Origin of the sequence: Vibrio profundi (assembly GCF_005281835.1) — a bacterium.
Lineage (GTDB): Bacteria > Pseudomonadota > Gammaproteobacteria > Enterobacterales > Vibrionaceae > Vibrio > Vibrio profundi.
The window spans coordinates 213,562-235,015 of record NZ_RZIS01000004.1 but is presented as its reverse complement, the minus strand read 5'-3'; the positions used below and the strand labels follow the sequence as shown (position 1 = coordinate 235,015).

Genomic DNA, 21,454 nt, shown 5'->3' with positions numbered 1-21,454 from the left:
CGTACTAGTACAGAATATTTGATTAAAAAGAAGCCATACTGTGGTTTCAATTTTCAGATATAAAAAAACCGGCTAAAAAGCCGGTTTTTATAATTATTTTTATCAATTAGACCAACGTTTAGCGGCCTCCGCATCTGAATCTCTTGATTCGACCCATCGCGTTTCATTTGTCGTGCGTTCTTTCTTCCAAAATGGCGCCTTGGTTTTAAGAAAGTCCATCACAAATTCGCAAGCTTCGAATGCAGCTCCACGGTGGGCACTACTTACACCCACGTAAACGATCTGATCACCTATATCCAAATCACCTACCCGATGAATGACTCGAATACGCTGAATAGGCCAACGCGCTTCCGCTTGATCGCAAATATCGGCTAACGACTTCTCAGTCATTCCCGGGTAATGCTCTAAAGACAGCCCTATAACGTTGTCGCCGAGGTTCATGTCTCTTACTTTACCTGTAAAGGTAACCACTGCGCCTGCAGAGGTACCTTCAGAAAGATAGTCATGTTCGTCACTAATCGAAAAGTCTTGCTGCTGAACAGATACTCTTACGTCCATATTAGCCACCTGTAACCGGAGGGAAGAATGCGACTTCATCGCCATCTTTTACTTCAGTATTCAACGGGACAATAGATTGATTAACGGCAGCCAGTAACTTACCCTCTTCTAACGCTAGTTCCCATTTACCAGGTTGAGACACTAAGTGCTGACGAATCGCCTCTACGGTTTGAAACTCTGCATCAACTTCAACGCTGTCAACACCGACCAACTCTCTTGTTTGCGCAAAAAATAGGACTGTAATCATGACTCCACCTTAAAGTGACCTGATTTACCGCCCGTTTTTTCTAACAAGCGAACGTTTTCAATTACGATATCTTTCTGTACTGCTTTACACATGTCGTAAATCGTCAACGCTGCAACTGAAGCAGCGGTAAGTGCTTCCATTTCCACGCCAGTTTTTCCTGCTAATTTACAAACTGATTCAATTCTCACTTTGTTTTCAGATTCGATCGCTTCTAGCTGCACTTCTACTTTAGAAAGTAATAAAGGGTGACAAAGTGGAATGAGATCCCACGTTTTCTTTGCCGCTTGAATACCTGCGATACGCGCAGTCGCAAACACGTCACCTTTATGGTGGCTGCCGGACACAATCAACTGAAGTGTTTCTGCCGACATTTGTACAAACGCTTCGGCACGGGCTTCACGAACGGTCTCGTTTTTTGCTGAAACGTCGACCATGTTTGCTTCGCCAGATGCATTAATATGAGTAAATTGGCTCATTAATCCCTTCCTTATACTGAAAGGTGTGGCATGAAGTTACATGGACGATGACTTGCATCCATTTGCTGCTTGATGATCTTTGTCCAACCAGTGCGGCAAGCGCCAGTCGAGCCTGGCATTGCAAAGATAACAGTGTGGTTAGCAAAGCCGGCAATCGCACGCGACTGAATCGTCGAAGTACCGATCTCTTCATAAGAAACATGACGGAACAACTCACCAAAGCCTTCCACTTGCTTATCGAATAGTGGGATAAGCGCTTCCGGTGTGCTATCACGCGACGTAAAACCAGTACCGCCAGTGATCATGATCGCTTGTACGCTCTCATCTGCAATCCATTGAGACACAATGGCACGGATCTTATACATATCATCGATTACGATTTTCTTATCTGCCAACACATGACCGGCTTCTTGTAATTGCTCAGCTAAGTAGCCGCCAGAAGTGTCATTTTCTTCGGTACGTGTATCAGAAACCGTTAAGACTGCGATATTTGCTGGTTGGAATTTGCTTTCTGCGTGACCCATTTAGTTCACCTATCAATATTAGTATTTGTTAAATTACTCGTAAGAGATCCACGGGTGTGTGCGAACTCAAACGACAAAAAATGCTTGGAGGGTTAGTTAGCCGCCGATCGAAGCCAAATGTGGTGTCATACCACTATTGCCTTCATGTAAGAAATGACTGACTGATTTAGTCTGTAACTGGGCCTGAATACGCTCGATCAATTGATCTTCTTGATCATCATTTTCAAGTAAATCGCGAAGCTCTACACCTTGCTCGCCAAACAAGCATAAGTGGAGTTTACCTTTCGCAGAGATACGTAGGCGGTTACAACTTTCACAGAAGTCTTTTTCGTAGGGCATGATAAGGCCAATTTCGCCTTTGTAATCTGGATGCACAAACACCTGAGCAGGGCCATCATTGGCGGCTTTCACTTTCAAAAGCCAACCATTAGCAATCAACTGATTGCGAATCGCGACACCAGACACATGATGCTTATTAAACAGCTCGTCCATTTCACCAGTTTGCATTAACTCGATAAAACGCAGTTGAATCGGTCGGTCTTTAATCCAGTTCAAAAACGCTGGCAGCTCATGGCTATTGAGATCTTTCATCAATACCACATTCACTTTTACTTGCTCGTAACCTACTTCAAAAGCACGATCAATTCCGCCCATCACCTCTTTATACTTATTCTCACCAGTGATCTGATGGAACATTCGAGGGTCTAAGCTATCTACGCTTACATTGATATGGGTTAAACCTGCATCACGCCAATCTGCTACATGCTTCTGCATGCGGTAGCCATTCGTCGTCGTCGCCACTTTGTGAATGCCGCTTGTACTAGCAACGGTATCAATGATCTCCAGAAAGTCTTTGCGCAAGCTCGGCTCACCACCGGTAATCCGAATTTTATCGGTACCACAATCGGCAAACGCTTTTACGACACGCTTAATTTCAGGAACAGTTAAAAAAGACGAGTTTTTCTGACCCGAAGGTTTATAACCATCAGGTAGACAATATGTGCATTTGAAGTTACAGACGTCTGTAACTGACAAGCGTAAGTAATAAAACTTACGTTGAAATCTATCTTCGAATTGTTGCGCCACGGAACACCTTTCCAAACACGGGAGGCTTAATCATTTCCAATTAAGCCCTTGTGACAACATGTCACTGGCTCTGAAGGCTTATCTAGGTTGACTTAGCACACAGAGCTCGGAGTTAATGGCAACTATTGTACACAATCTTGTATCAATAGTAGCTACAGATAAAATACTTAATATTTGTAAGTGAATCTAGCCTTAATGCAAAAAAAGTATACCAAGCCCTCAATTTAACTCCTATTGAGTACCTGATGTTAACCAGTTACTCTAAATTGTAGTGGGATTTAACCAATAAAGAACAATATTAATGAGTATCTACTCCTCAAAGAAAGTCGTAGCGGTTGGCGGCGGTCATGGTCTCGGACGTATGCTGGCTGCACTAAAAGATTTTGGAAACAACGCAACCGGTATTGTTGCCACGACGGATAATGGTGGCTCAACAGGAAGAATCAGGGATTGCCAAGGTGGCATCGCTTGGGGAGATACACGAAATTGTATTAACCAATTGATCACTGAGCCCTCTATTAGCTCAATGATGTTTGAATACCGATTCAAAGGCCAAGGCGAATTAAACGGGCACAACCTTGGTAACTTGATGCTAACAGCACTAGACAACCTTTCCGTTCGTCCACTTGATGCCATTAACCTGATTAGAAACATGCTCAAAGTGGAAGTGAATATCGTACCGATGTCAGAACACCCTTCCGATCTCACAGCCCTTTCGATGGACGGCCGCTGGGTCACAGGTGAAACCAATGTGGATGATATGCAAGAGAACTTGCGCCGCCTAGACCTTTCACCAGAAGTGCCCGCCACTAAAGAAGCCGTTTCAGCACTAGAAGAAGCCGATTGCATTGTATTAGGACCTGGAAGCTTTTTAACCAGTATTATGCCACCGCTGCTATTGCCTGAAATTGGTAAAGCAATTGCGGAAAATACCAATGCGACCCTCATCTTTGTGGAAAACCTTTCTCCCGAACATGGCCCTGCAGGCAGAATGTCGCTGAAAGAAAAATTGGAGTGGTGTGAACGTTCATGCCAGGCTAGAAAAATTGACATAGTGCTCGGTGATACCCCTCATCCAGAACTTGAAGATGAGTGGAACTGCGTAACCGTCGATTTAGCTTCGCCTAACCGCGATTGGCGTCATGATAGAGCTAAGTTACAGTTAGCAATTGAAGCGCAAATTTCTTAATGGAAAGAAACTAAAAATAGGAGCCGAGGCTCCTATTTTTTATACTTTCAGCTGATTGAGCAGAGAATGGTATTCACTCTCCGTTGCTTTTAGTAAGCCTAAGATCAGCTCGGTATCTTGAGTTTCATCAATCACTTCACTGTGTTTAACTCGAGTGTCAATATCGTTTGCAAACCTGCAGAGCTTATCAGCACCGAAGCTTGCTGCACTGCTTTTCAATGCATGACTGATCTCGGCTAAGTACTTAGGCACATCACCTAATCCGCCAGAAGTTAAACTCTCAATATATGTATTCAGTTCACCAAGAAAAATCTCTAACAGGACGGGAACGTTCTCTTCCCCGATCTCACCTGCAAGTTCATTGATTTTCTGTTGGTTCAAGATATTCATTATCTGCCCTATTGTTCTTTTGCGTTCCATGCCTGCAATTTTCGGTAAATCGTTGATGGGCTTACGTCCAAGAAGCCAGCAGCTCTAGGAATATTACCATCACACGCCTTAATTGCTTGTTCTATTGCAGTTTTCTCTGTAATCCATAGTGGGAAAATGTCTTTCACGGTCACTTTTTCATCAAGTTTGGCCTGAAGTCGGATGCTATTTTCCATTGGCTGGTTTAGCGGAGGTGGCAACATGTTTAAGCCGATCTCTTTTCCGTTGTTCAAAACCACCACATTACGCAGCACGTTTTGCAATTGCCTCACATTGCCCGGCCATTCGTATTGGTTAAAACGGTCAATCACTTCCTGTGAAAACCTAACAAACGCTTTGCCTTCTTCATTAGACATATAACCTAATAAAGAATAAGCAATTTCAATCACGTCTTCGCCACGCTCGCGCAATGGTGGAAGATGCAAAGGGATTACATATAAACGATAGTACAAATCTTCTCTAAATCGACCTTCTTGTACTTCCTTCCACGGATCACGGTTAGTCGCGCACACAAAACGCACATCCACGCTCTTCATTTTGGAAGAGCCTACTTTTTGGAATGTACCGGTTTGAATAAAACGTAGCAGCTTAGTTTGCAGATCTAAGTCCATTTCACAGAGTTCATCAAGGAACAACGTACCGCCATCAGCCAACTCAGCAGCGCCTTGCCTGTCTGTCGCAGCACCGGTAAACGCCCCTTTCACATGGCCAAACAACTCACTTTCAATCAGATCTTTAGGAATGGCTGCACAGTTAATTGCAATGAATGGTTTATCGCCACGTTTGCTCGCCGCATGAATCGCTTCAGCACACACTTCTTTACCAGTTCCACTTTCACCGGTAATGAAAATACTCGCTTTACTCGAGGCTGCGGAATCTATCGTCCGATATACTTGCTGCATGGTCTGGCTACTACCAATAAACCCTTGATAATTTTGGTTTCCTGGATGTTCAGAGCTATTCTTAAGCTTAGTCGCTTTACGAATCGCATTATTTACCGTAATACGTAGCCGGTCCGCTTCACAAGGTTTGATCAAAAAATCCTGTGAACCATGACGCATCGCTTCTACCGCAGTATCAATAGAGCCGTGAGCTGTCATGAAAATTACAGGTACTTCTGGATACTTTTGTTTCACAGCAAACAATACGTCCATACCTGTCATATCAGGTAGACGTAAATCGAGCAAGATAAGATCTGGAATTCGATGAGACAGGCTTTCAATAGCCTCGCGCCCCGTACCCACAATATTAATGTCGATTTCGAGCGGCGTTAGATAAGAACGGTATAAGGCCGCAACGGATGCGGTGTCCTCTACCATCAATAAATACTTGGATTTATTGTCTAATGTTTTTGATTGCATAGCCTAGCCAATGATTATTTGCATTTTTTATAATAATCGCATTCCGCTTTGCATTATGCAAATCCAACATCCATTAATTTGATGTGGACTTATTAACCTCTCTAATAATCAGTAAGTTACAAGTGGCATATGAAATGCTTTATATACATTGACCTTCGGGTCACCTAGCCAACTGACGTTGTTAGTGGATGTGTATATCCGCAAATATGTGCCAGTAGAACTCATTTCTACTGGCTATTTTTTTGCCTGCTATCTGCAACTAACTATTGGCAATAAATTGCGCCCGTAGCTTTTCTATTTCATCGCGTTTTTGTGCGGCTAGCTCAAATTCCAAGTTCTGGGCATGTTGGTACATTTGCCCTTCTAGTTTACTAATCTCTTTATCCAGCTGCAGCGGAGTTAAGACTTCGTAACTAGTAGAAGGTTCCGCGACCTTAGATAGAGGCACCTGCTTAGATACACGTTGCTGTTTGGATTTGGTGATGTCGCCCAGCTCCATGATATCTTTGATATTACGTTTAAGCGATTGAGGTGTAATACCCTGCTCTTCGTTATATTGTTGCTGTTTGGTACGACGTCGCTCTGTCTCATCGATGGCTTTTTTCATCGACTTAGTGATCTTGTCACCATAAAGAATCGCCTTACCATTAATATTACGAGCTGCACGCCCTATCGTTTGAATAAGTGAGCGCTCAGAACGTAAGAAACCTTCTTTATCAGCATCTAAGATCGCCACCAAAGACACCTCAGGCATGTCTAAACCTTCTCGAAGTAAGTTAATGCCCACTAACACATCAAACTCACCTAAGCGTAAATCGCGAATAATCTCTACCCTTTCCACCGTATCAATATCTGAGTGTAAGTAACGCACTTTCACACCGTGTTCATTCAGGTATTCAGTTAAGTCTTCAGCCATACGCTTAGTTAGCGTGGTCACTAACACTCGCTCATCTTTCTCTGAGCGGATACGTATTTCGGAAAGCAAGTCATCGACTTGCGTCGCTACAGGGCGAACTTCTAAGACAGGGTCAAGTAAGCCCGTCGGTCTAACGACTTGATCTGCAATATCGTCTTCAGACTTTTCTAATTCGTAATTACCCGGAGTGGCAGACACGAAAATAGTTTGAGGGGCGATAGATTCAAATTCTTCAAATCGCATTGGACGGTTATCCAAAGCGGAAGGAAGGCGAAAGCCGAATTCCACCAGCGTTTCTTTACGCGATCGGTCACCTTTGTACATCGCTCCAATTTGTGGAACCGTTACGTGAGACTCATCGATGATCAGCAAGCCATCGTTAGGCAAGTAATCAAATAACGTCGGTGGCGCTTCTCCCTCATTTCGTCCACTTAAGTAACGTGAATAGTTTTCTATGCCTGAGCAGAAACCCAATTCGTTCATCATCTCAATATCAAACTGAGTTCGCTGCGAAATGCGCTGCTCTTCCAGCAGTTTATTGTTGTCTTTCAGATACGTTTGACGCTCTTGCAGTTCTTCCTTAATTTGTTCAATCGCTTCAAGGATTTTTTCTCGAGGTGTCACATAGTGCGTTTTCGGATAAATCGTAAATCTCGGGATATCACGCTGCTTCACTGCACCAGTTAAAGGGTCAAAGATGCTGATGCTGTCAATTTCGTCATCGAACATTTCAATTCTAACGGCATCTTGGTCCGATTCTGCCGGAAACACGTCAATGACTTCACCACGAACCCTAAATTGGCCACGCTCAAATGCCACATCGTTACGCTTATATTGTAATTCGGCAAGTCGTCGCAAAATGTCTCGTTGATCTAAAACGTCACCGCGTCGTACATGAAGCATCATCTTTAAATAAGACTCAGGATCACCAAGACCATAGATAGCTGAAACAGAAGCAACAATAATCGCATCTTTTCTTTCTAATAATGCTTTTGTTGCCGATAAACGCATTTGCTCGATGTGAGCGTTAACTGAAGCGTCTTTCTCAATAAAAGTGTCCGTAGTCGGGACATAAGCTTCCGGTTGGTAATAGTCATAGTAAGACACGAAATACTCAACCGCATTGTTAGGGAAGAAAGACTTCATCTCTCCATACAGCTGAGCTGCAAGGGTCTTATTAGGCGCTAACAAAATTGCCGGACGCTGAGCCTGAGCAATAACGTTCGCCAAAGTAAAGGTTTTGCCCGATCCGGTTACCCCTAACAACGTTTGATGAGCAAGCCCTGAATCCAAACCATCTAACAATTTGGCGATGGCGGTAGGCTGATCGCCTGCCGCACTATAATCTGAAACTAAATCAAATAACTTGCTCATCGTTGTCATTCCCATACTGTATTTATAATCAGGTTATTGTCACTCTATGCTGCATTATGATGCAAGCCCAAATACCAATAATTAAATGATAATTTGATTTAATGAACGCTAGTATTTAACTTCAAGTGTTGATATTATTCGTCGCCCTGCAAGATTTACTTTTTAAAAACCTCTCTTTTTTAATCCACGACTTTTCCCCAAAATGTCCTTGAATTCTTTGATTTCGTAACATACCCATCCTTGGAACGCATTTATTCACAAAGTAAATGATCCATAAAAACCCTGTAAAATCATAACTTTGAAGAAAGACCAATAGTTCATTGAAAATCTATTAAACATTAAAATGAATTTGTTAAAGTTTCACACACACACTTATCCACAAATTTGGTGGATAACTAAAACTAAAGCAATAGCGAAAAGGCTTTCGAAAAAGTAAAGTTTTTTTTAAGCATAAAATTCGCATTTATACTATTGACAGCTAACTAACGAGTCATTAATATTCGCCCCGCTTTCGAGCAATTCCCCCTTAGTTCAGTTGGTAGAACGGCGGACTGTTAATCCGTATGTCGCAGGTTCGAGTCCCGCAGGGGGAGCCAAATTCAGAGAAGCCGCATCACTCGATGCGGCTTTTTGCGTTTTAAAGCGACTGGTTTAATAAACCAATGTCTCAGGCCTGGTCGGCCACGTTCTAGTTCCGACAGGGGAAACCAAATATAAAGAAGCCGCATCACTCGATGCGGCTTTTAGCGTTTAAGCGGCTAATTGGTACCAAACTAATATCTCATGTCTAGTCAGCCACATTCGGGCCCCGCGTGGGAGCCAATATTTTTGAGAAGCGACATCGCACGTGACATTGCTTGTAAGCGGCCAACCTTGAAAGCATCCCCTAAGATAAAGTTCACTATGCTCCTCTAAGGCAGGCAACATTAATTCAGAGCCCCTAACCGCGCAGACAGCCACTTGCACTTTCCATCGTCAAACTGGTAACAAGCAAAACCAGTTAATTAGGCAAGTTCTCTAGACCGGATAATTTCCTTAAACCACTATACGCGAACCCACAGTCAACCCCGTGCAAAGCTTGTACTTGGGTTTCTTGTCGATATTTGTTCGACTGACCATTCTCCGCTTCAAGCATTCAAATTAGTGCGCTTCAGCTTCATTTCAATAACAACTCGTTAAAACTCGTAAAATATACGGCGATTTTTCCACCAACTCTTTAAAACCTTACTGATCCTTGGTTGTTATTAAGCGGACAAAGCAGGATAATAATAGGATCGGAATTTTAAAAAATAATCAATTATGACCGAATATCTTTTGTTGTTGATTGGCACAGTGCTAGTCAATAACTTTGTGCTAGTGAAGTTTTTGGGCCTCTGTCCTTTCATGGGTGTTTCTAAAAAATTAGAAACAGCTATCGGTATGGGTCTTGCGACAACGTTCGTGCTGACTCTTGCTTCAGTATGTTCTTACCTTGTTGAAACTTATGTGCTGACTCCCCTTGGAATCGAGTACCTAAGAACCATGAGTTTCATTCTGGTGATTGCCGTCGTCGTACAATTTACAGAAATGGTCGTCCACAAAACGAGCCCCACGCTATACCGTCTACTTGGTATCTTCTTGCCATTGATCACGACAAACTGTGCGGTATTGGGTGTTGCACTGCTTAATATAAATGAAAGCCACAATTTCATTGAATCGATCGTTTATGGGTTTGGTGCCGCTATTGGATTCTCACTAGTGCTTATTCTGTTTGCTTCAATGCGCGAACGTATTGCCGCCGCAGATGTCCCACTCCCATTTAAAGGCGCATCTATCGCCATGGTGACAGCCGGCTTAATGTCTTTGGCATTTATGGGCTTTACTGGGTTGGTGAAATAATCATGAGTACGATCCTTATCGCTATCCTTGCTCTTGTAGCACTAGCGGCTGTATTTGGCGCAATTCTTGGTTTTGCCTCGATCCGTTTTAAAGTGGAAGCGGATCCTATCGTTGATCAAATCGACTCCATCCTTCCTCAGACTCAATGTGGCCAGTGTGGCTACCCTGGTTGTAAACCATACGCGGAAGCGATCGCTAACGGTGACAGTATCAATAAGTGTCCTCCGGGCGGACAAGCAACCATAGAAAAGCTTGCAGATTTAATGGGCGTAGAAGTTGAAGAGTCCGCTCATGATCTTAATGACAAAGTAAAAACCGTCGCCTATATCCATGAGGATATGTGTATTGGTTGTACCAAATGTATTCAAGCGTGTCCTGTAGATGCCATCGTTGGCGGTACGAAAGCGCTGCACACTGTAATTAAAGATGAATGTACCGGTTGTGACTTATGTGTCGCTCCGTGTCCGACTGACTGTATTGAAATGATCCCACTTGCAACGACTACGGATAACTGGAAATGGCAACTTAACACGATTCCAGTGACTGATATTACCAACCAAGTTTCCGATGCCACTGCATCTGAATCTAAGCACTAAGGGTTGGTATGATTTCTCTAATAGAACAAATTCGCAGTGGGTCAATCTGGAGCTTTCCTGGTGGCGTACACCCTGCAGATAACAAAACGCAGTCGAATCAAAATGAGCTGGTCGATGCTCGAATCCCGGACGAAATCGTCCTGCCAATTAGGCAACATATTGGTAAAGCAGGTAATTTATTAGTTGCCGTTGGGGATTACGTTAAAAAAGGCCAGCCACTTACCGGATCGAATACCGGCTTCATGCTTCCTGTTCACGCACCAACTTCAGGTACGTTAACCGCTATCGAGCCTCGCACTACCGCTCACCCTTCAGGTTTAACTGAAGTCAGTTTTGTCATCAAACCTGATGGCTTAGATCTATGGGCGGATAAAACACCCGTCGAGAATTACACCAGCAAAACCGCTGATGAACTGCTCGATGTCATTCGCCAAGCTGGAATCTCTGGCATGGGAGGGGCGGGTTTCCCTACTGCAAAGAAAATTCAGTCAGGCCTTGGGCGTACCGACATCCTGATCGTCAATGCAGCCGAGTGTGAACCGTATATCACCTCAGACGACAAGCTACTGCAAGATCACGCAGATCAAGTAATCCAAGGTATAGAGATTGTCGAACATATCTTAAAACCGAAACTCACCGTCATTGGTATTGAAGATAACAAACCAGATGCAATCAAAGCGTTAGAGAAAGCTTCTGTCGATAAAGACATTGTGATCCGAGTGATCCCTACTAAGTACCCATCTGGCGGTGAAAAACAATTAATCAAAGTTTTAACCAACAAAGAAGTGCCAGCTGGAGGTATTCCTGCCGATATCGGTGTACTAGTGCAGAACGTTGGCTCTCTTTACTCTATCAAGCGTGCGATTTTAGATGGTGAACCCGTTATAAATCGCGTGGTTACGCTTACCGGTAAAACATTCAAACAACCGCGTAATGTTTGGGCGTTACTGGGTACCCCTGTACAAGCACTGCTCGATGAATTTGGCTATAAAGCCGATAAAAAGTTGCCACGTTTGATCTTAGGTGGCCCGATGATGGGTTTCACCTTGCCACATGCCAACGTACCAATTACGAAAACATCAAACTGTATTCTTGCGCCAACTCGCAAAGAGATCGCTCCAAGTGAATACGAGATGGAATGTATTCGATGTGGGCAATGTGCTGAAGCTTGCCCTGCTTCTTTACTCCCACAGCAGCTTCAATGGCACGCCAAAGCAAATGAACTGGATAAATGTGAAGAGCTTAACCTCAAAGATTGTATCGAGTGCGGTGCTTGCGCTTTTGTTTGCCCAAGTGAAATACCGCTAGTTCAGTATTATCGCCAAGCTAAAGCGGAAATCCGAACTCGTAAAGATGAAGCTGAAGCCGCGGAAAGAGCTAAAGTTCGCTTTGAAGAAAAGAACGCTCGTATGGAGCGTGACAAAGCGGAACGCGAAAATCGCTTTAAGAAAGCTGCCGATAACCGACGTAAAGAAATGAAATCTTCGGGCGGTGATGATGCTATCGCAGCAGCCATCGCGCGTGTTAAAGCCCAGAAAACAGATACTAGCAAAGCTGAAGAACCAACGGTTAAGCCAGCTGTAGCAGCAGCGATTGCCAAAGCTAAGGCTAAACAGGCAGCCGCCCAACAGCAAAGCGCTGATGCACCTGATAATTCAGAAATGGCGAAACTTCGTGAAGAAAGAAAACAGTTAGCACGAGAAAGAAAAGCGCAAAAACAAGACTCAGAAGTACCAAACGATACATCTGATAAGAAATCCGCAGTAGCCGCTGCTATCGCACGAGCTAAAGCGAAAAAAGCCGAGCAAAATGTGTCTAGCGAGCCAGGAGAATCTTCGAAACCTGAAGATAAGAAAGCTGCGGTTGCAGCCGCTATTGCCCGTGCTAAAGCTAAAAAAGCATCACAGCAAACAAGCGAAGACGATAACAAGCAAGTTACTGAAGCTTCGCAGACTGCGGATACTGAAGCCGATCCTAAGAAAGCCGCTGTGGCTGCTGCCATCGCCCGCGCTAAAGCGCGAAAGGCAAAACAGACTGAGCAAACACAAGAATCGATAAGTGAAGAAGCTGACACTCAAGCTTCAGAAACAGCTCAACCTCCAGAGACTCAAATCGATCCAAAAAAAGCTGCTGTAGCTGCTGCCATCGCCCGCGCTAAAGCACGAAAGGCAAAGCAGACCGAGCAAGCCCAAGAGTCGATAAGCGAAAAAGCTTCAGAAGTAGCTGAGCCTGTTGAGGCTGACATCGATCCGAAGAAAGCTGCTGTGGCTGCTGCCATCGCCCGCGCTAAAGCACGAAAGGCAAAGCAGACCGAGCAAGCCCAAGAGTCGATAAGTGAAGAAGCTGATATTCAAGCTTCAGAAGCAACTCCACTTACAGATGCCGAAATCGATCCTAAAAAAGCCGCTGTGGCTGCTGCCATCGCCCGCGCTAAAGCACGAAAGGCAAAGCAGACCGAGCAAGCCCAAGAGTCGGTAAGTGAAGAAGCTGACATTCAAGCTTCAGAAACAACCCAACTTGCAGAGTCCGGAATCGATCCGAAGAAAGCTGCTGTAGCTGCCGCAATCGCCCGCGCTAGAGCACGAAAGGCAAAACAGACTGAGCAAGCTGAAGAATCGATAAGTGAAGAAGCTGACACTCAAGCTTCAGAAATAGCTCAACCAGCAGAGACTGAAATCGATCCAAAGAAAGCTGCGGTTGCTGCTGCGATTGCTCGCGCTAAAGCGCGCAAAGCCAAATTAGAACAAGATAAGAAAAATACTGAGGAGAAAGAGTAGTGGCCTTTTTTATTGCCAGCTCCCCGCATGCACATAGCAAACGTAGCACTCCAGATCTAATGAAGTGGGTTGCGATATGCGCACTACCAGGTTTAATGGCTCAGACGTACTTTTTCGGTTGGGGAACACTCATTCAATTAGTACTCGCTCTAGTACTAGCTGTGTCCTTCGAAGCTGGTGTAATGCTACTTAGGAAACGTAGGCCGATTCGTGCGCTACGCGATTACAGCGCTGTCGTAACTGGTTGGTTACTTGCCATCGCGATACCTCCTCATTCTCCTTGGTGGCTATTAGTCATTGGCTTATTCTTTGCCATCGTTATCGCTAAGCATCTATATGGAGGAATTGGGCAAAACCCATTTAACCCAGCCATGGTTGCTTATGTTGTGCTGCTTATCTCGTTCCCAGTGCAAATGACCAGCTGGAATGCCCCGGTTTCGTTGTCAGCTGAAGCTGCAAGTTTTGCTGACTCATTTCAAATGATTTTCACGGGCTACAACGCGGAAGGCCTTTCGCTTCAACAAGCAAGGATCGGTATTGACGGCACAACAATGGCGACTCCGTTAGATGCCTTTAAGACTTCACTTCATGCAGGTAATACACCATCAGAAGCGATGCAACAGCCTCAATTTGGTGGTTTAGCTGGCATTGGTTGGGAATGGGTAAACCTAGCATATTTAATTGGCGGGCTTGTCCTGATCAAGCAACGCGTTATCCAGTGGCATATACCCGTAGCAGTTCTATCGAGCTTAGTTATATTTAGCTCAGTATTTTACCTGTTCACTCCAGGTGAAACCGCTTCCCCAATCCTACACTTGCTTTCTGGCGCGACGATGCTCGGAGCATTTTTTATTGCGACTGATCCAGTATCCGCTTCTACGACCGTCAAAGGTAGATTAGTGTTTGGAGCGCTTATTGGTGCATTGATCTTTATTATTCGTAGTTGGGGTGGTTTCCCTGACGGTGTTGCCTTTGCCGTGCTATTAGCCAATATGTGCGTACCTCTCATAGACTACTACACGAAGCCACGAACTTACGGGTATTAAGGAAGCTGTATGTTAAACGCAATCAAAAAAAATGGTTTGACCTTAGCACTCTTTGCCTGTGCTTCCACAGGCTTGGTCGCTGTGACTCAATATCTGACTAAAGATCAGATCCAGCGCCAAGAACAAGCCCAATTGCTGTCGGTTTTAAATCAAGTCATACCTCATGAGTTGCATGATAATGAGCTATTCTCTTCTTGCACCTTGATCGCTAGCCCTGAATTGGGTACCGACAAAGCGATGCCAGCATATATCGCAACGCTCAACGATCAGCCAAGTGCAATCGCTGTAGAAGCAATAGCACCAGACGGCTACAACGGTGCAATCAAAGTGATCATTGGCATCAAAGAAGATGGAACCGTCTCTGGAACACGAGTGCTTTCTCACCAAGAAACTCCAGGGTTGGGCGACAAAATTGATCTTCGCGTAACAGACTGGATCACCAAGTTTACTGGCATGCAGGTCACTGAAGCGAATTACACTAACTGGGCGGTTCGCAAAGATGGCGGCGATTTTGATCAATTCACTGGTGCAACCATTACCCCTAGAGCGGTGGTTAAAGCCGTAAGAAATGCCGTTCAATTTGTTAATGAGAATAAAGAGACACTTTTCAACCAGCCGTTAAATTGTGGTGGCAATAATGAGTGAACATAAGACTTTAATTAAAAATGGGATGTGGGCCAATAACCCAGCGCTAGTTCAGCTGCTCGGTCTATGTCCATTGTTAGCCGTTTCATCGACAGTGACTAACGCCCTAGGTCTAGGGATTGCCACGCTATTGGTACTCGTAGGCTCTAATGTCGTTGTATCACTGGTCCGTAACCATGTACCAAAAGAAGTTCGAATTCCTGTTTTCGTCATGATCATCGCCTCTTTAGTGACTTGTGTAGAGTTACTAATGAACGCTTATGCTTATGGCCTTTACCTATCACTCGGCATTTTCATTCCTTTGATCGTAACGAATTGCATCATTATCGGCCGTGCAGAAGCATTTGCCTCAAAAAATGAAGTGGTGCCGGCTGCGTTAGATGGCTTTTGGATGGGCTTAGGCATGACATCCGTCCTAGTGGTACTTGGAGCCATGCGTGAAGTGATCGGCAATGGAACGCTATTTGATGGGGCTGATTTGCTGCTTGGTGAATGGGCAATCGCGTTGCGTATCGAAGTATTCCAGTTCGATAACAGCTTTTTATTAGCGTTGCTACCGCCAGGTGCTTTCATTGGCGTCGGCTTTCTGATCGCAGCGAAGAACCTAATTGACAACCAAATTGAACAGAAACAACCAAAACAAGATAAGCCTGCCATAGAGCGAGCTCGCGTAACCAATGCCTAAAGCGTTGCGCAGAAAATCAGACTAACAATAAATAATTAAACTTGAAGTAATGTCGCTATGAACAACACCAAACGTGTCGAAATTTTAGAACGTTTGCGGGATAACAACCCAAACCCGCAAACTGAGCTGAACTGGAGTTCACCCTTTGAATTGCTGATTGCTGTATTACTTTCAGCTCAAGCTACCGATGTGAGCGTAAATAAGGCTACCGATAAACTTTATCCTGTCGCGAATACGCCGCAATCGATTTTCGATTTGGGCGTTGATGGCTTAAAAGAGTACATCAAAACCATCGGCTTATTTAACTCTAAAGCAGAAAACACCATTAAAACGTGTCGTATGCTATTAGACTTACACGGTGGTGAAGTCCCCGAAGACAGAGCCGCACTGGAAGCGCTACCTGGTGTTGGTCGTAAAACCGCAAATGTTGTGCTTAACACAGCTTTCGGATGGCCAACCATTGCCGTCGATACCCATATCTATCGTGTGTCTAACCGCAGTAAATTCGCAATGGGTAAAACGGTAGATGACGTTGAGCAAAAACTGCTTAAAGTTGTCCCTAAAGAATTTAAACTAGATGTTCACCACTGGCTCATATTACATGGTCGTTATACCTGTGTAGCACGTAAGCCAAGATGTGGAAGTTGTATCATTGAAGATTTATGTGAATACAAAGAAAAAACCGACACATAAATCAATCACGCAGAAAGCTAGGAGCAAAATATGTCAAACGGTCGAATTCTTCACACTATGCTACGTGTTGGCGATCTAGATAAGTCTATCGAATTTTATACCAAAGTCATGGGTATGGAATTACTACGCAAAAATGAAAACACCGAATACGAGTACACACTGGCGTTTTTGGGTTACGGCGATGAGTCTCAAGGTGCTGTTATTGAACTCACTTACAACTGGGGCACAACCGAATACGATCTAGGTAGTGCTTTCGGCCACATCGCAATTGGTGTTGATGATATCTACAGCACGTGCGATGCAATTAAAGCAGTTGGCGGTAACGTAACACGCGAGCCAGGCCCAGTAAAAGGCGGTTCAACTGAAATTGCTTTCGTAAAAGACCCGGATGGCTACATGATTGAGTTAATCCAAAACAAATCAGCTTCTGCGGGCCTAGAAGGCTAAACATTATCAGCTGTTGTAACGAATAAAATGCGAGCCAAGTGCTCGCATTTTTTGTTTTCTAAGTCCACTCGTCTCAATATTCCTACAAATCGACAACTCTTCCCTATTTATAAACACAAAACTTTACATGATAATGATTATCGTTTAGATTGTTCGCAGTTTTGAAAAACGGAGCGTAACCATGATTAGTGAGTGGGAAAAACACACATTGCTTGCCGATACAGCACTACAATTAGACGATCCTGTAAGAAGTATCCTTCACTATCAACAAGCGCTAACATTAAGCGAAGAGATCACTCAACAAACAGACATCGAAGCGGATGAGCGACTGTTAATCTCAGTTATTTCCTGTCACAACCTCGCGCAATTTTGGCGCTGGGCAGGTGATACCGATTACGAACTCAAATACCTTCAGCTCGCATCTGAGAAGGTACTAACCCTCATTCCTCAGTGCCCAAATACCCAATGTGCGAGCTTTATTGATTCTATCGGTTGCTGTAAGAAAGCCCTTATTGATTTCATGAAGCGTCACCCAAACCCTAAAATTGCTTCTATGGTTGAGAAAATAGACACAGCAACCAACTGCGAGATCATTGCCAAATTTCGACTCAACTAATAAGTCACTGGTTGCTTCAGCCTATTCAATGCTAAAAAAGCCAGTCTAGTGACTGGCTTTTTTAATCATCAAATCTAAATTTGTGTTCGCCCTAGCGAAATAACTACGCGACGGTTTTTATCTTTTCCTATTGGGGACGAATTATCGGCAATTGGCCTTCGCTTACCGTAACCTTGGACTTGAATTCGGTCTTCGGCCAAACCAAGCGACTTAAAGTACTCTCGTAAAGAGTCAGCACGTCTTTCCGATAGGTTTTGGCTAATACTTTTCGTATCTACAGAGTCTGTATAAGTCGCCACCAGCACAAGATCGATATCTTGGTTGTATCGAATATACTCGGCGATTTGGCTCAAACGCTTTCTCGATGCTTTATTTAGTTGATCACTGTTTCTATCGTAGTGAAGAATCGTGAATGAAATGTCTTCAAAACTATACGGTAATAAGTTGGCAATACAGTCACTAAACACATTGTACTTAGCTTGGAACAACACCGAAGACAACGCGACTTCTATGCGTTGGTCACGACTTTGCCATTCTTGGTAACTGAACGTTGGATAGCGTCCTTTTTCAAGTTCGCTTAACATGCCCCATGCTGTCTGCCCGCCAACATAACCATCAAATTGTTGGAAAAACTTAATCGTGGTCATCCGATCGGCACTTTCACCCGGTCTCCACGGCGGTGGCATTGAAATCAAACTGACATTACGGGTGGCACCCATAGGTCTACGCATCTTCAATTCGAAATCCAAGATGTTCTTTTTGCTGGCTCGTGATGAGAATTCAGCATCCCCAAAGTTTGGGATAGGATGTACCAAGCGACACTCTAGTGGAGAATTTGCAACCATCTCCCACTGAGACTGTTGAGGTGTTGCCGCATAACGCTTATCCGTCAACGCCGAAGCTGGCGCTGACAGGAGCGATAACAAAATCGGGCCTATCATCAGTCGTTTATTCATAAGATTGAGTATCTCTTAAGCAAATCGTTTAACATTGCGACCAATTGCCGCATTATTTCTTCCTGAAAGTTTATGCAAAAATCCCGCCAGCTCCTAGCATTGAATTTATTAATTTATCCATTTCTCTAGTTTTTATCACTGCTATTATCTGCAATAATGCAGCCCCAATCACACTTATTCGGGCCAACATGACTGTAGAAAACGAAGCTCTGACCCTAAAAAAACGCTTTCGTGGCTATTTCCCAGTAGTTATCGACGTTGAAACCGCAGGGTTCAATGCTAAAACAGATGCATTATTAGAAATTTGTGCCATCACGCTTAAAATGGATGAAAACGGAGATCTGCACCCAGCGTCTACACTTCACTTTCATGTACAGCCATTCGAAGGCGCAAACCTAGAACAAGAAGCACTTGATTTCAATGGCATTAAAGACCCTTTCAGCCCTCTTCGTGGTGCCGTTTCTGAAGACGAAGCCCTCAAAGAAATCTATAAGCTTGTGAGAAAAGAGCAAAAAGCTGCCAACTGTAGCCGCGCTATCATGGTCGCGCATAACGCCACTTTTGACCTAAATTTTGTCAATGCCGCGAGCGAACGTTGCAAGCTTAAACGCGTCCCTTTCCATCCTTTCGCAACTTTTGATACCGCCGCCTTAAGTGGTTTAGCTTACGGTCAAACGGTGTTAGCCAAAGCCTGCAAAACTGCGGGGATGGATTTTGACAACAAAGAAGCGCACTCCGCTTTATATGACACCCAAAAGACCGCTGATCTTTTCTGCGGCATCGTAAACAAATGGAAAGCCCTAGGTGGCTGGCCACTTGCCGACGAAAATCAAGACTCCTAAGCCTGAGGCTTGATAACCAAAATAACTATAAGTAAACACAACAAACCGAGAAAACTATGAACCCTGTTGTTATTTCAGTATGCATTATGCTTGCCTTAGCATTGCTGCGAGTTAACGTTGTCGTCGCTCTGACGTTCAGCGCCATTATCGGTGGTTTAGTATCTGGCATGAGCCTAAATGATGCTGTATCCGCTTTTGAAAGTGGTTTAGGTGGTGGTGCGACCATCGCCCTAAGCTACGCTATGCTAGGTACTTTCGCTGTTGCCATCTCTAAATCTGGTATCACGGACTTACTTGCACAAAATGTGATTAAACGTATCCACGGTAAAGACAGCGCTGCTGCGACGACTGGCCTAAAATACGCTGTACTATTCACACTCATTCTTGTGACTATGTCTTCACAGAATATTATTCCTGTACATATCGCCTTCATACCTATCTTGATCCCACCTCTGCTCGGCGTATTCGCGAAACTAAATTTAGATCGCCGCCTAGTAGCTTGTGTTCTTACTTTTGGTCTGATCACACCGTACATGGTGCTTCCAATTGGATTTGGCGGTATTTTCCTGAACAACATCCTACTGAAGAACCTGCATGACAATGGCTTAGAAGGTGTGGTTGCTAGCCAAGTACCCACTGCTATGTTACTTCCTGCCGCTGGTATGATTTTTGGTTTGTTAACGGCGGTATTCTTTACTTACCGTAAGCCACGTCAGTACAAAGAAACGGAACTAACAACCGTTCATACCGAAGCAACGGTAATTAACAAGAAACACATTCTTATTGCCGCTACCGGTATTGTTGCCGCTCTAACGGTTCAGCTATCAACAGGTTCGATGATCATTGGTGCGCTAGCGGGCTTTATGGTGTTTACATTTGGTGGTGTAATTAAGTGGAAAGAAACCCACGATGTATTCACTAAAGGCGTGCACATGATGGCTATGATAGGTTTCATCATGATTGCAGCGGCGGGCTTTGCTGCGGTAATGAAGCAAACTGGTGGCGTTGAGTCTTTAGTTGAAGCTCTATCCACCAGCATTGGCGACAACAAACCACTGGCTGCACTACTTATGCTGATCGTCGGTTTGCTTGTAACGATGGGTATTGGTTCTTCTTTCTCTACCATCCCTATTCTTGCGACTATTTACGTTCCACTAGCGCTAGCATTTGGCTTCTCTCCTATGGCAACGATTGCACTTGTCGGTACCGCAGCTGCTCTCGGTGATGCAGGCTCTCCTGCCTCAGACTCTACATTAGGCCCAACATCTGGCCTAAATGCGGATGGACAACATGAACACATTTGGGAAACAGTAGTACCAACATTCATTCACTACAACATCCCACTGATCATCTTTGGCTGGATTGCAGCCATGGTTCTGTAGTCAAGAGCTATAGGTCTCGTAGAAGTATGCTCCAAAACAAAAAGCCGTTAACTCAAGTTAACGGCTTTTTTAATTCCACTGATTTTACTTTAAGCGTTTGCTTCTAAAATGGAACGTATTGAACGAAGCGTTGGCTCTGTCGATTGATAGTTCAATTCTACTTCAGTGAAGATTCCATTCACTTCAAGCATCAAGGTTGGGTATGACGCCACACCCATCGCATGCTTAAAGCTTAATTGGTCTTCTAGTTCACCTTCAAGTAGCTTACCTGACAGATCATTCATGAACTGCTGCACATTCAGCCCTAACTCTTCAGCAAGTTGCTGGTGCGTTTCAGTAGAATGCGGAAGCATCGCTCTTAAATAGTAAGCATGTTGAATCGCTTCCAACATCGCTTCATAGTGATCTTGAAAGCCAGCCGCGATCACTGCACGACAAGCAGGATAAGTACTACGAACTGGCTTGCACTCTGTCCAGAAGTCATGATTAAACTCAGTCCCGAGTTGCTGCTCAATTCGTTTCCAAATCGCTTGTAGCTTTTGCTGCATGTCTGCAGACATTGGTTCTTCCGAGTCTGGTGCTAAGCCACCCACCACATAATTAAATTCGATGCTGGCGGGTAGTTGTTGCTTAAGCTGTTCCAACGTTGGCTTATATCCCCAGCACCAGCTGCACATTGGGTCGTGCACATAATGAAGTTTTACATTCATAATAATTCTACTATTTGACCA

The 21,454-nt window shown here is 44.2% G+C and carries 22 protein-coding genes, 1 tRNA gene and 1 riboswitch; of the genes, 13 read left to right on the top strand and 10 right to left on the bottom strand.

The window, feature by feature from the left end:
• Positions 1–102: 102 nt before the first annotated feature.
• The 5 genes from moaE to moaA all read right to left on the bottom strand — a co-directional run bounded on the left by moaE (position 103) and on the right by moaA (position 2,891).
• Positions 103–558, bottom strand: a complete 456-nt coding sequence (moaE, locus tag ELZ11_RS12445) for a molybdopterin synthase catalytic subunit MoaE (protein WP_137357737.1) — start codon at positions 556–558, stop codon at positions 103–105.
• Position 559: 1 nt separating this feature from the next.
• The gene (gene moaD / locus ELZ11_RS12440; protein WP_137357736.1) at positions 560–805 is read right to left on the bottom strand and encodes a molybdopterin synthase sulfur carrier subunit; all 246 of its coding nucleotides are present in this window, start codon (positions 803–805) and stop codon (positions 560–562) included.
• Positions 802–1,281, bottom strand: coding sequence for a cyclic pyranopterin monophosphate synthase MoaC (gene moaC / locus ELZ11_RS12435; protein ID WP_137357735.1), 480 nt, complete (start codon positions 1,279–1,281; stop codon positions 802–804). Before moaC ends, moaD begins: the two co-directional genes overlap by 4 nt.
• 11 nt (positions 1,282–1,292) lie before the next feature.
• Positions 1,293–1,805, bottom strand: coding sequence for a molybdenum cofactor biosynthesis protein B (gene moaB / locus ELZ11_RS12430; protein WP_137357734.1), 513 nt, complete (start codon positions 1,803–1,805; stop codon positions 1,293–1,295).
• 96 nt (positions 1,806–1,901) lie between these two features.
• Entirely contained in the window at positions 1,902–2,891 is a 990-nt protein-coding gene (moaA, locus tag ELZ11_RS12425) for a GTP 3',8-cyclase MoaA (RefSeq protein ID WP_137357733.1), read from the bottom strand.
• Positions 2,880–3,015, bottom strand: a riboswitch (molybdenum cofactor riboswitch). It overlaps the preceding gene by 12 nt.
• A 177-nt stretch (positions 3,016–3,192) precedes the next feature.
• Between moaA and ELZ11_RS12420 the strand changes: the two genes are divergently transcribed.
• The gene (locus ELZ11_RS12420) at positions 3,193–4,080 is read left to right on the top strand and encodes a YvcK family protein (RefSeq protein ID WP_137357732.1); all 888 of its coding nucleotides are present in this window, start codon (positions 3,193–3,195) and stop codon (positions 4,078–4,080) included.
• A gap of 39 nt (positions 4,081–4,119) precedes the next feature.
• On the opposite strand, the gene luxU is transcribed toward ELZ11_RS12420, so the two are convergent.
• The 3 genes from luxU to uvrB form a co-directional block, all read right to left on the bottom strand.
• A complete protein-coding gene (gene luxU / locus ELZ11_RS12415; RefSeq protein WP_137357955.1) occupies positions 4,120–4,473 on the bottom strand; it encodes a quorum-sensing phosphorelay protein LuxU in 354 nt (117 codons plus the stop codon).
• A gap of 5 nt (positions 4,474–4,478) precedes the next feature.
• Positions 4,479–5,870, bottom strand: coding sequence for a quorum-sensing sigma-54 dependent transcriptional regulator LuxO (gene luxO, locus ELZ11_RS12410; RefSeq protein WP_137357731.1), 1,392 nt, complete (start codon positions 5,868–5,870; stop codon positions 4,479–4,481).
• Positions 5,871–6,129: 259 nt separating this feature from the next.
• Positions 6,130–8,160, bottom strand: coding sequence for an excinuclease ABC subunit UvrB (gene uvrB, locus ELZ11_RS12405; protein ID WP_137357730.1), 2,031 nt, complete (start codon positions 8,158–8,160; stop codon positions 6,130–6,132).
• A gap of 520 nt (positions 8,161–8,680) precedes the next feature.
• On the opposite strand from uvrB, the gene ELZ11_RS12400 reads away from it, so the two are divergent.
• The 10 genes from ELZ11_RS12400 (at position 8,681) to ELZ11_RS12355 (ending at position 17,543) form a co-directional block, all read left to right on the top strand.
• Positions 8,681–8,756: transfer RNA gene (locus tag ELZ11_RS12400), tRNA-Asn, on the top strand.
• A gap of 703 nt (positions 8,757–9,459) precedes the next feature.
• On the top strand, positions 9,460–10,038 hold the full coding sequence (rsxA, locus tag ELZ11_RS12395; protein WP_137357729.1) for an electron transport complex subunit RsxA: 579 nt from the start codon (positions 9,460–9,462) through the stop codon (positions 10,036–10,038).
• Between the two features lie 2 nt (positions 10,039–10,040).
• On the top strand, positions 10,041–10,634 hold the full coding sequence (gene rsxB, locus ELZ11_RS12390) for an electron transport complex subunit RsxB (protein ID WP_137357728.1): 594 nt from the start codon (positions 10,041–10,043) through the stop codon (positions 10,632–10,634).
• 8 nt (positions 10,635–10,642) lie between these two features.
• Positions 10,643–13,411 carry an electron transport complex subunit RsxC gene (rsxC, locus tag ELZ11_RS12385; protein ID WP_137357727.1) on the top strand — a complete coding sequence of 923 codons (2,769 nt, stop codon included), beginning with the start codon at positions 10,643–10,645 and terminating at the stop codon, positions 13,409–13,411.
• Positions 13,411–14,457 (top strand): electron transport complex subunit RsxD, encoded by a 1,047-nt coding sequence (gene rsxD, locus ELZ11_RS12380; RefSeq protein WP_137357726.1) that lies wholly within the window; start codon positions 13,411–13,413, stop codon positions 14,455–14,457. The genes rsxC and rsxD overlap by 1 nt, the downstream gene beginning before the upstream one ends.
• 9 nt (positions 14,458–14,466) lie before the next feature.
• Positions 14,467–15,102, top strand: a complete 636-nt coding sequence (gene rsxG, locus ELZ11_RS12375; RefSeq protein ID WP_137357725.1) for an electron transport complex subunit RsxG — start codon at positions 14,467–14,469, stop codon at positions 15,100–15,102.
• On the top strand, positions 15,095–15,787 hold the full coding sequence (locus tag ELZ11_RS12370; RefSeq protein WP_137357724.1) for an electron transport complex subunit E: 693 nt from the start codon (positions 15,095–15,097) through the stop codon (positions 15,785–15,787). Before rsxG ends, ELZ11_RS12370 begins: the two co-directional genes overlap by 8 nt.
• A 57-nt stretch (positions 15,788–15,844) precedes the next feature.
• The gene (gene nth, locus ELZ11_RS12365; RefSeq protein WP_137357723.1) at positions 15,845–16,480 is read left to right on the top strand and encodes an endonuclease III; all 636 of its coding nucleotides are present in this window, start codon (positions 15,845–15,847) and stop codon (positions 16,478–16,480) included.
• 30 nt (positions 16,481–16,510) lie between these two features.
• Positions 16,511–16,927, top strand: a complete 417-nt coding sequence (gloA, locus tag ELZ11_RS12360) for a lactoylglutathione lyase (protein ID WP_137357722.1) — start codon at positions 16,511–16,513, stop codon at positions 16,925–16,927.
• A gap of 181 nt (positions 16,928–17,108) precedes the next feature.
• Positions 17,109–17,543, top strand: a complete 435-nt coding sequence (locus ELZ11_RS12355; RefSeq protein ID WP_137357721.1) for a DUF2753 domain-containing protein — start codon at positions 17,109–17,111, stop codon at positions 17,541–17,543.
• A gap of 74 nt (positions 17,544–17,617) precedes the next feature.
• On the opposite strand, the gene motY is transcribed toward ELZ11_RS12355, so the two are convergent.
• Positions 17,618–18,499 (bottom strand): flagellar protein MotY, encoded by an 882-nt coding sequence (gene motY / locus ELZ11_RS12350; protein WP_137357720.1) that lies wholly within the window; start codon positions 18,497–18,499, stop codon positions 17,618–17,620.
• A 188-nt stretch (positions 18,500–18,687) separates the two neighbouring features.
• On the opposite strand from motY, the gene rnt reads away from it, so the two are divergent.
• Entirely contained in the window at positions 18,688–19,341 is a 654-nt protein-coding gene (rnt, locus tag ELZ11_RS12345; RefSeq protein ID WP_137357719.1) for a ribonuclease T, read from the top strand.
• 56 nt (positions 19,342–19,397) lie between these two features.
• Positions 19,398–20,723 (top strand): Na+/H+ antiporter family protein, encoded by a 1,326-nt coding sequence (locus ELZ11_RS12340; protein WP_137357718.1) that lies wholly within the window; start codon positions 19,398–19,400, stop codon positions 20,721–20,723.
• Positions 20,724–20,812: 89 nt separating this feature from the next.
• Here ELZ11_RS12340 and ELZ11_RS12335 read toward each other — a convergent pair whose 3' ends face one another.
• Positions 20,813–21,433, bottom strand: a complete 621-nt coding sequence (locus tag ELZ11_RS12335) for a DsbA family protein (protein ID WP_137357717.1) — start codon at positions 21,431–21,433, stop codon at positions 20,813–20,815.
• Between the last annotated feature and the right edge of the window lie 21 nt (positions 21,434–21,454).

Bases quoted from the DNA above. Each gene is read 5' to 3' on its own strand.
- ELZ11_RS12420 (WP_137357732.1), top strand. From the start codon at position 3,193: ATGAGTATCTACTCCTCAAAGAAAGTCGTAGCGGTTGGCGGCGGTCAT.
- gloA (WP_137357722.1), top strand. From the start codon at position 16,511: ATGTCAAACGGTCGAATTCTTCACACTATGCTACGTGTTGGCGATCTA.
- motY (WP_137357720.1), bottom strand. From the start codon at position 18,499: ATGAATAAACGACTGATGATAGGCCCGATTTTGTTATCGCTCCTGTCA.
- luxO (WP_137357731.1), bottom strand. From the start codon at position 5,870: ATGCAATCAAAAACATTAGACAATAAATCCAAGTATTTATTGATGGTA.
- moaD (WP_137357736.1), bottom strand. From the start codon at position 805: ATGATTACAGTCCTATTTTTTGCGCAAACAAGAGAGTTGGTCGGTGTT.
- rsxC (WP_137357727.1), top strand. From the start codon at position 10,643: ATGATTTCTCTAATAGAACAAATTCGCAGTGGGTCAATCTGGAGCTTT.
- moaE (WP_137357737.1), bottom strand. From the start codon at position 558: ATGGACGTAAGAGTATCTGTTCAGCAGCAAGACTTTTCGATTAGTGAC.
- ELZ11_RS12335 (WP_137357717.1), bottom strand. From the start codon at position 21,433: ATGAATGTAAAACTTCATTATGTGCACGACCCAATGTGCAGCTGGTGC.
- rsxA (WP_137357729.1), top strand. From the start codon at position 9,460: ATGACCGAATATCTTTTGTTGTTGATTGGCACAGTGCTAGTCAATAAC.
- rsxG (WP_137357725.1), top strand. From the start codon at position 14,467: ATGTTAAACGCAATCAAAAAAAATGGTTTGACCTTAGCACTCTTTGCC.
- ELZ11_RS12370 (WP_137357724.1), top strand. From the start codon at position 15,095: ATGAGTGAACATAAGACTTTAATTAAAAATGGGATGTGGGCCAATAAC.
- rsxB (WP_137357728.1), top strand. From the start codon at position 10,041: ATGAGTACGATCCTTATCGCTATCCTTGCTCTTGTAGCACTAGCGGCT.
- uvrB (WP_137357730.1), bottom strand. From the start codon at position 8,160: ATGAGCAAGTTATTTGATTTAGTTTCAGATTATAGTGCGGCAGGCGAT.
- ELZ11_RS12340 (WP_137357718.1), top strand. From the start codon at position 19,398: ATGAACCCTGTTGTTATTTCAGTATGCATTATGCTTGCCTTAGCATTG.
- moaB (WP_137357734.1), bottom strand. From the start codon at position 1,805: ATGGGTCACGCAGAAAGCAAATTCCAACCAGCAAATATCGCAGTCTTA.
- nth (WP_137357723.1), top strand. From the start codon at position 15,845: ATGAACAACACCAAACGTGTCGAAATTTTAGAACGTTTGCGGGATAAC.
- rnt (WP_137357719.1), top strand. From the start codon at position 18,688: ATGACTGTAGAAAACGAAGCTCTGACCCTAAAAAAACGCTTTCGTGGC.
- ELZ11_RS12355 (WP_137357721.1), top strand. From the start codon at position 17,109: ATGATTAGTGAGTGGGAAAAACACACATTGCTTGCCGATACAGCACTA.
- moaC (WP_137357735.1), bottom strand. From the start codon at position 1,281: ATGAGCCAATTTACTCATATTAATGCATCTGGCGAAGCAAACATGGTC.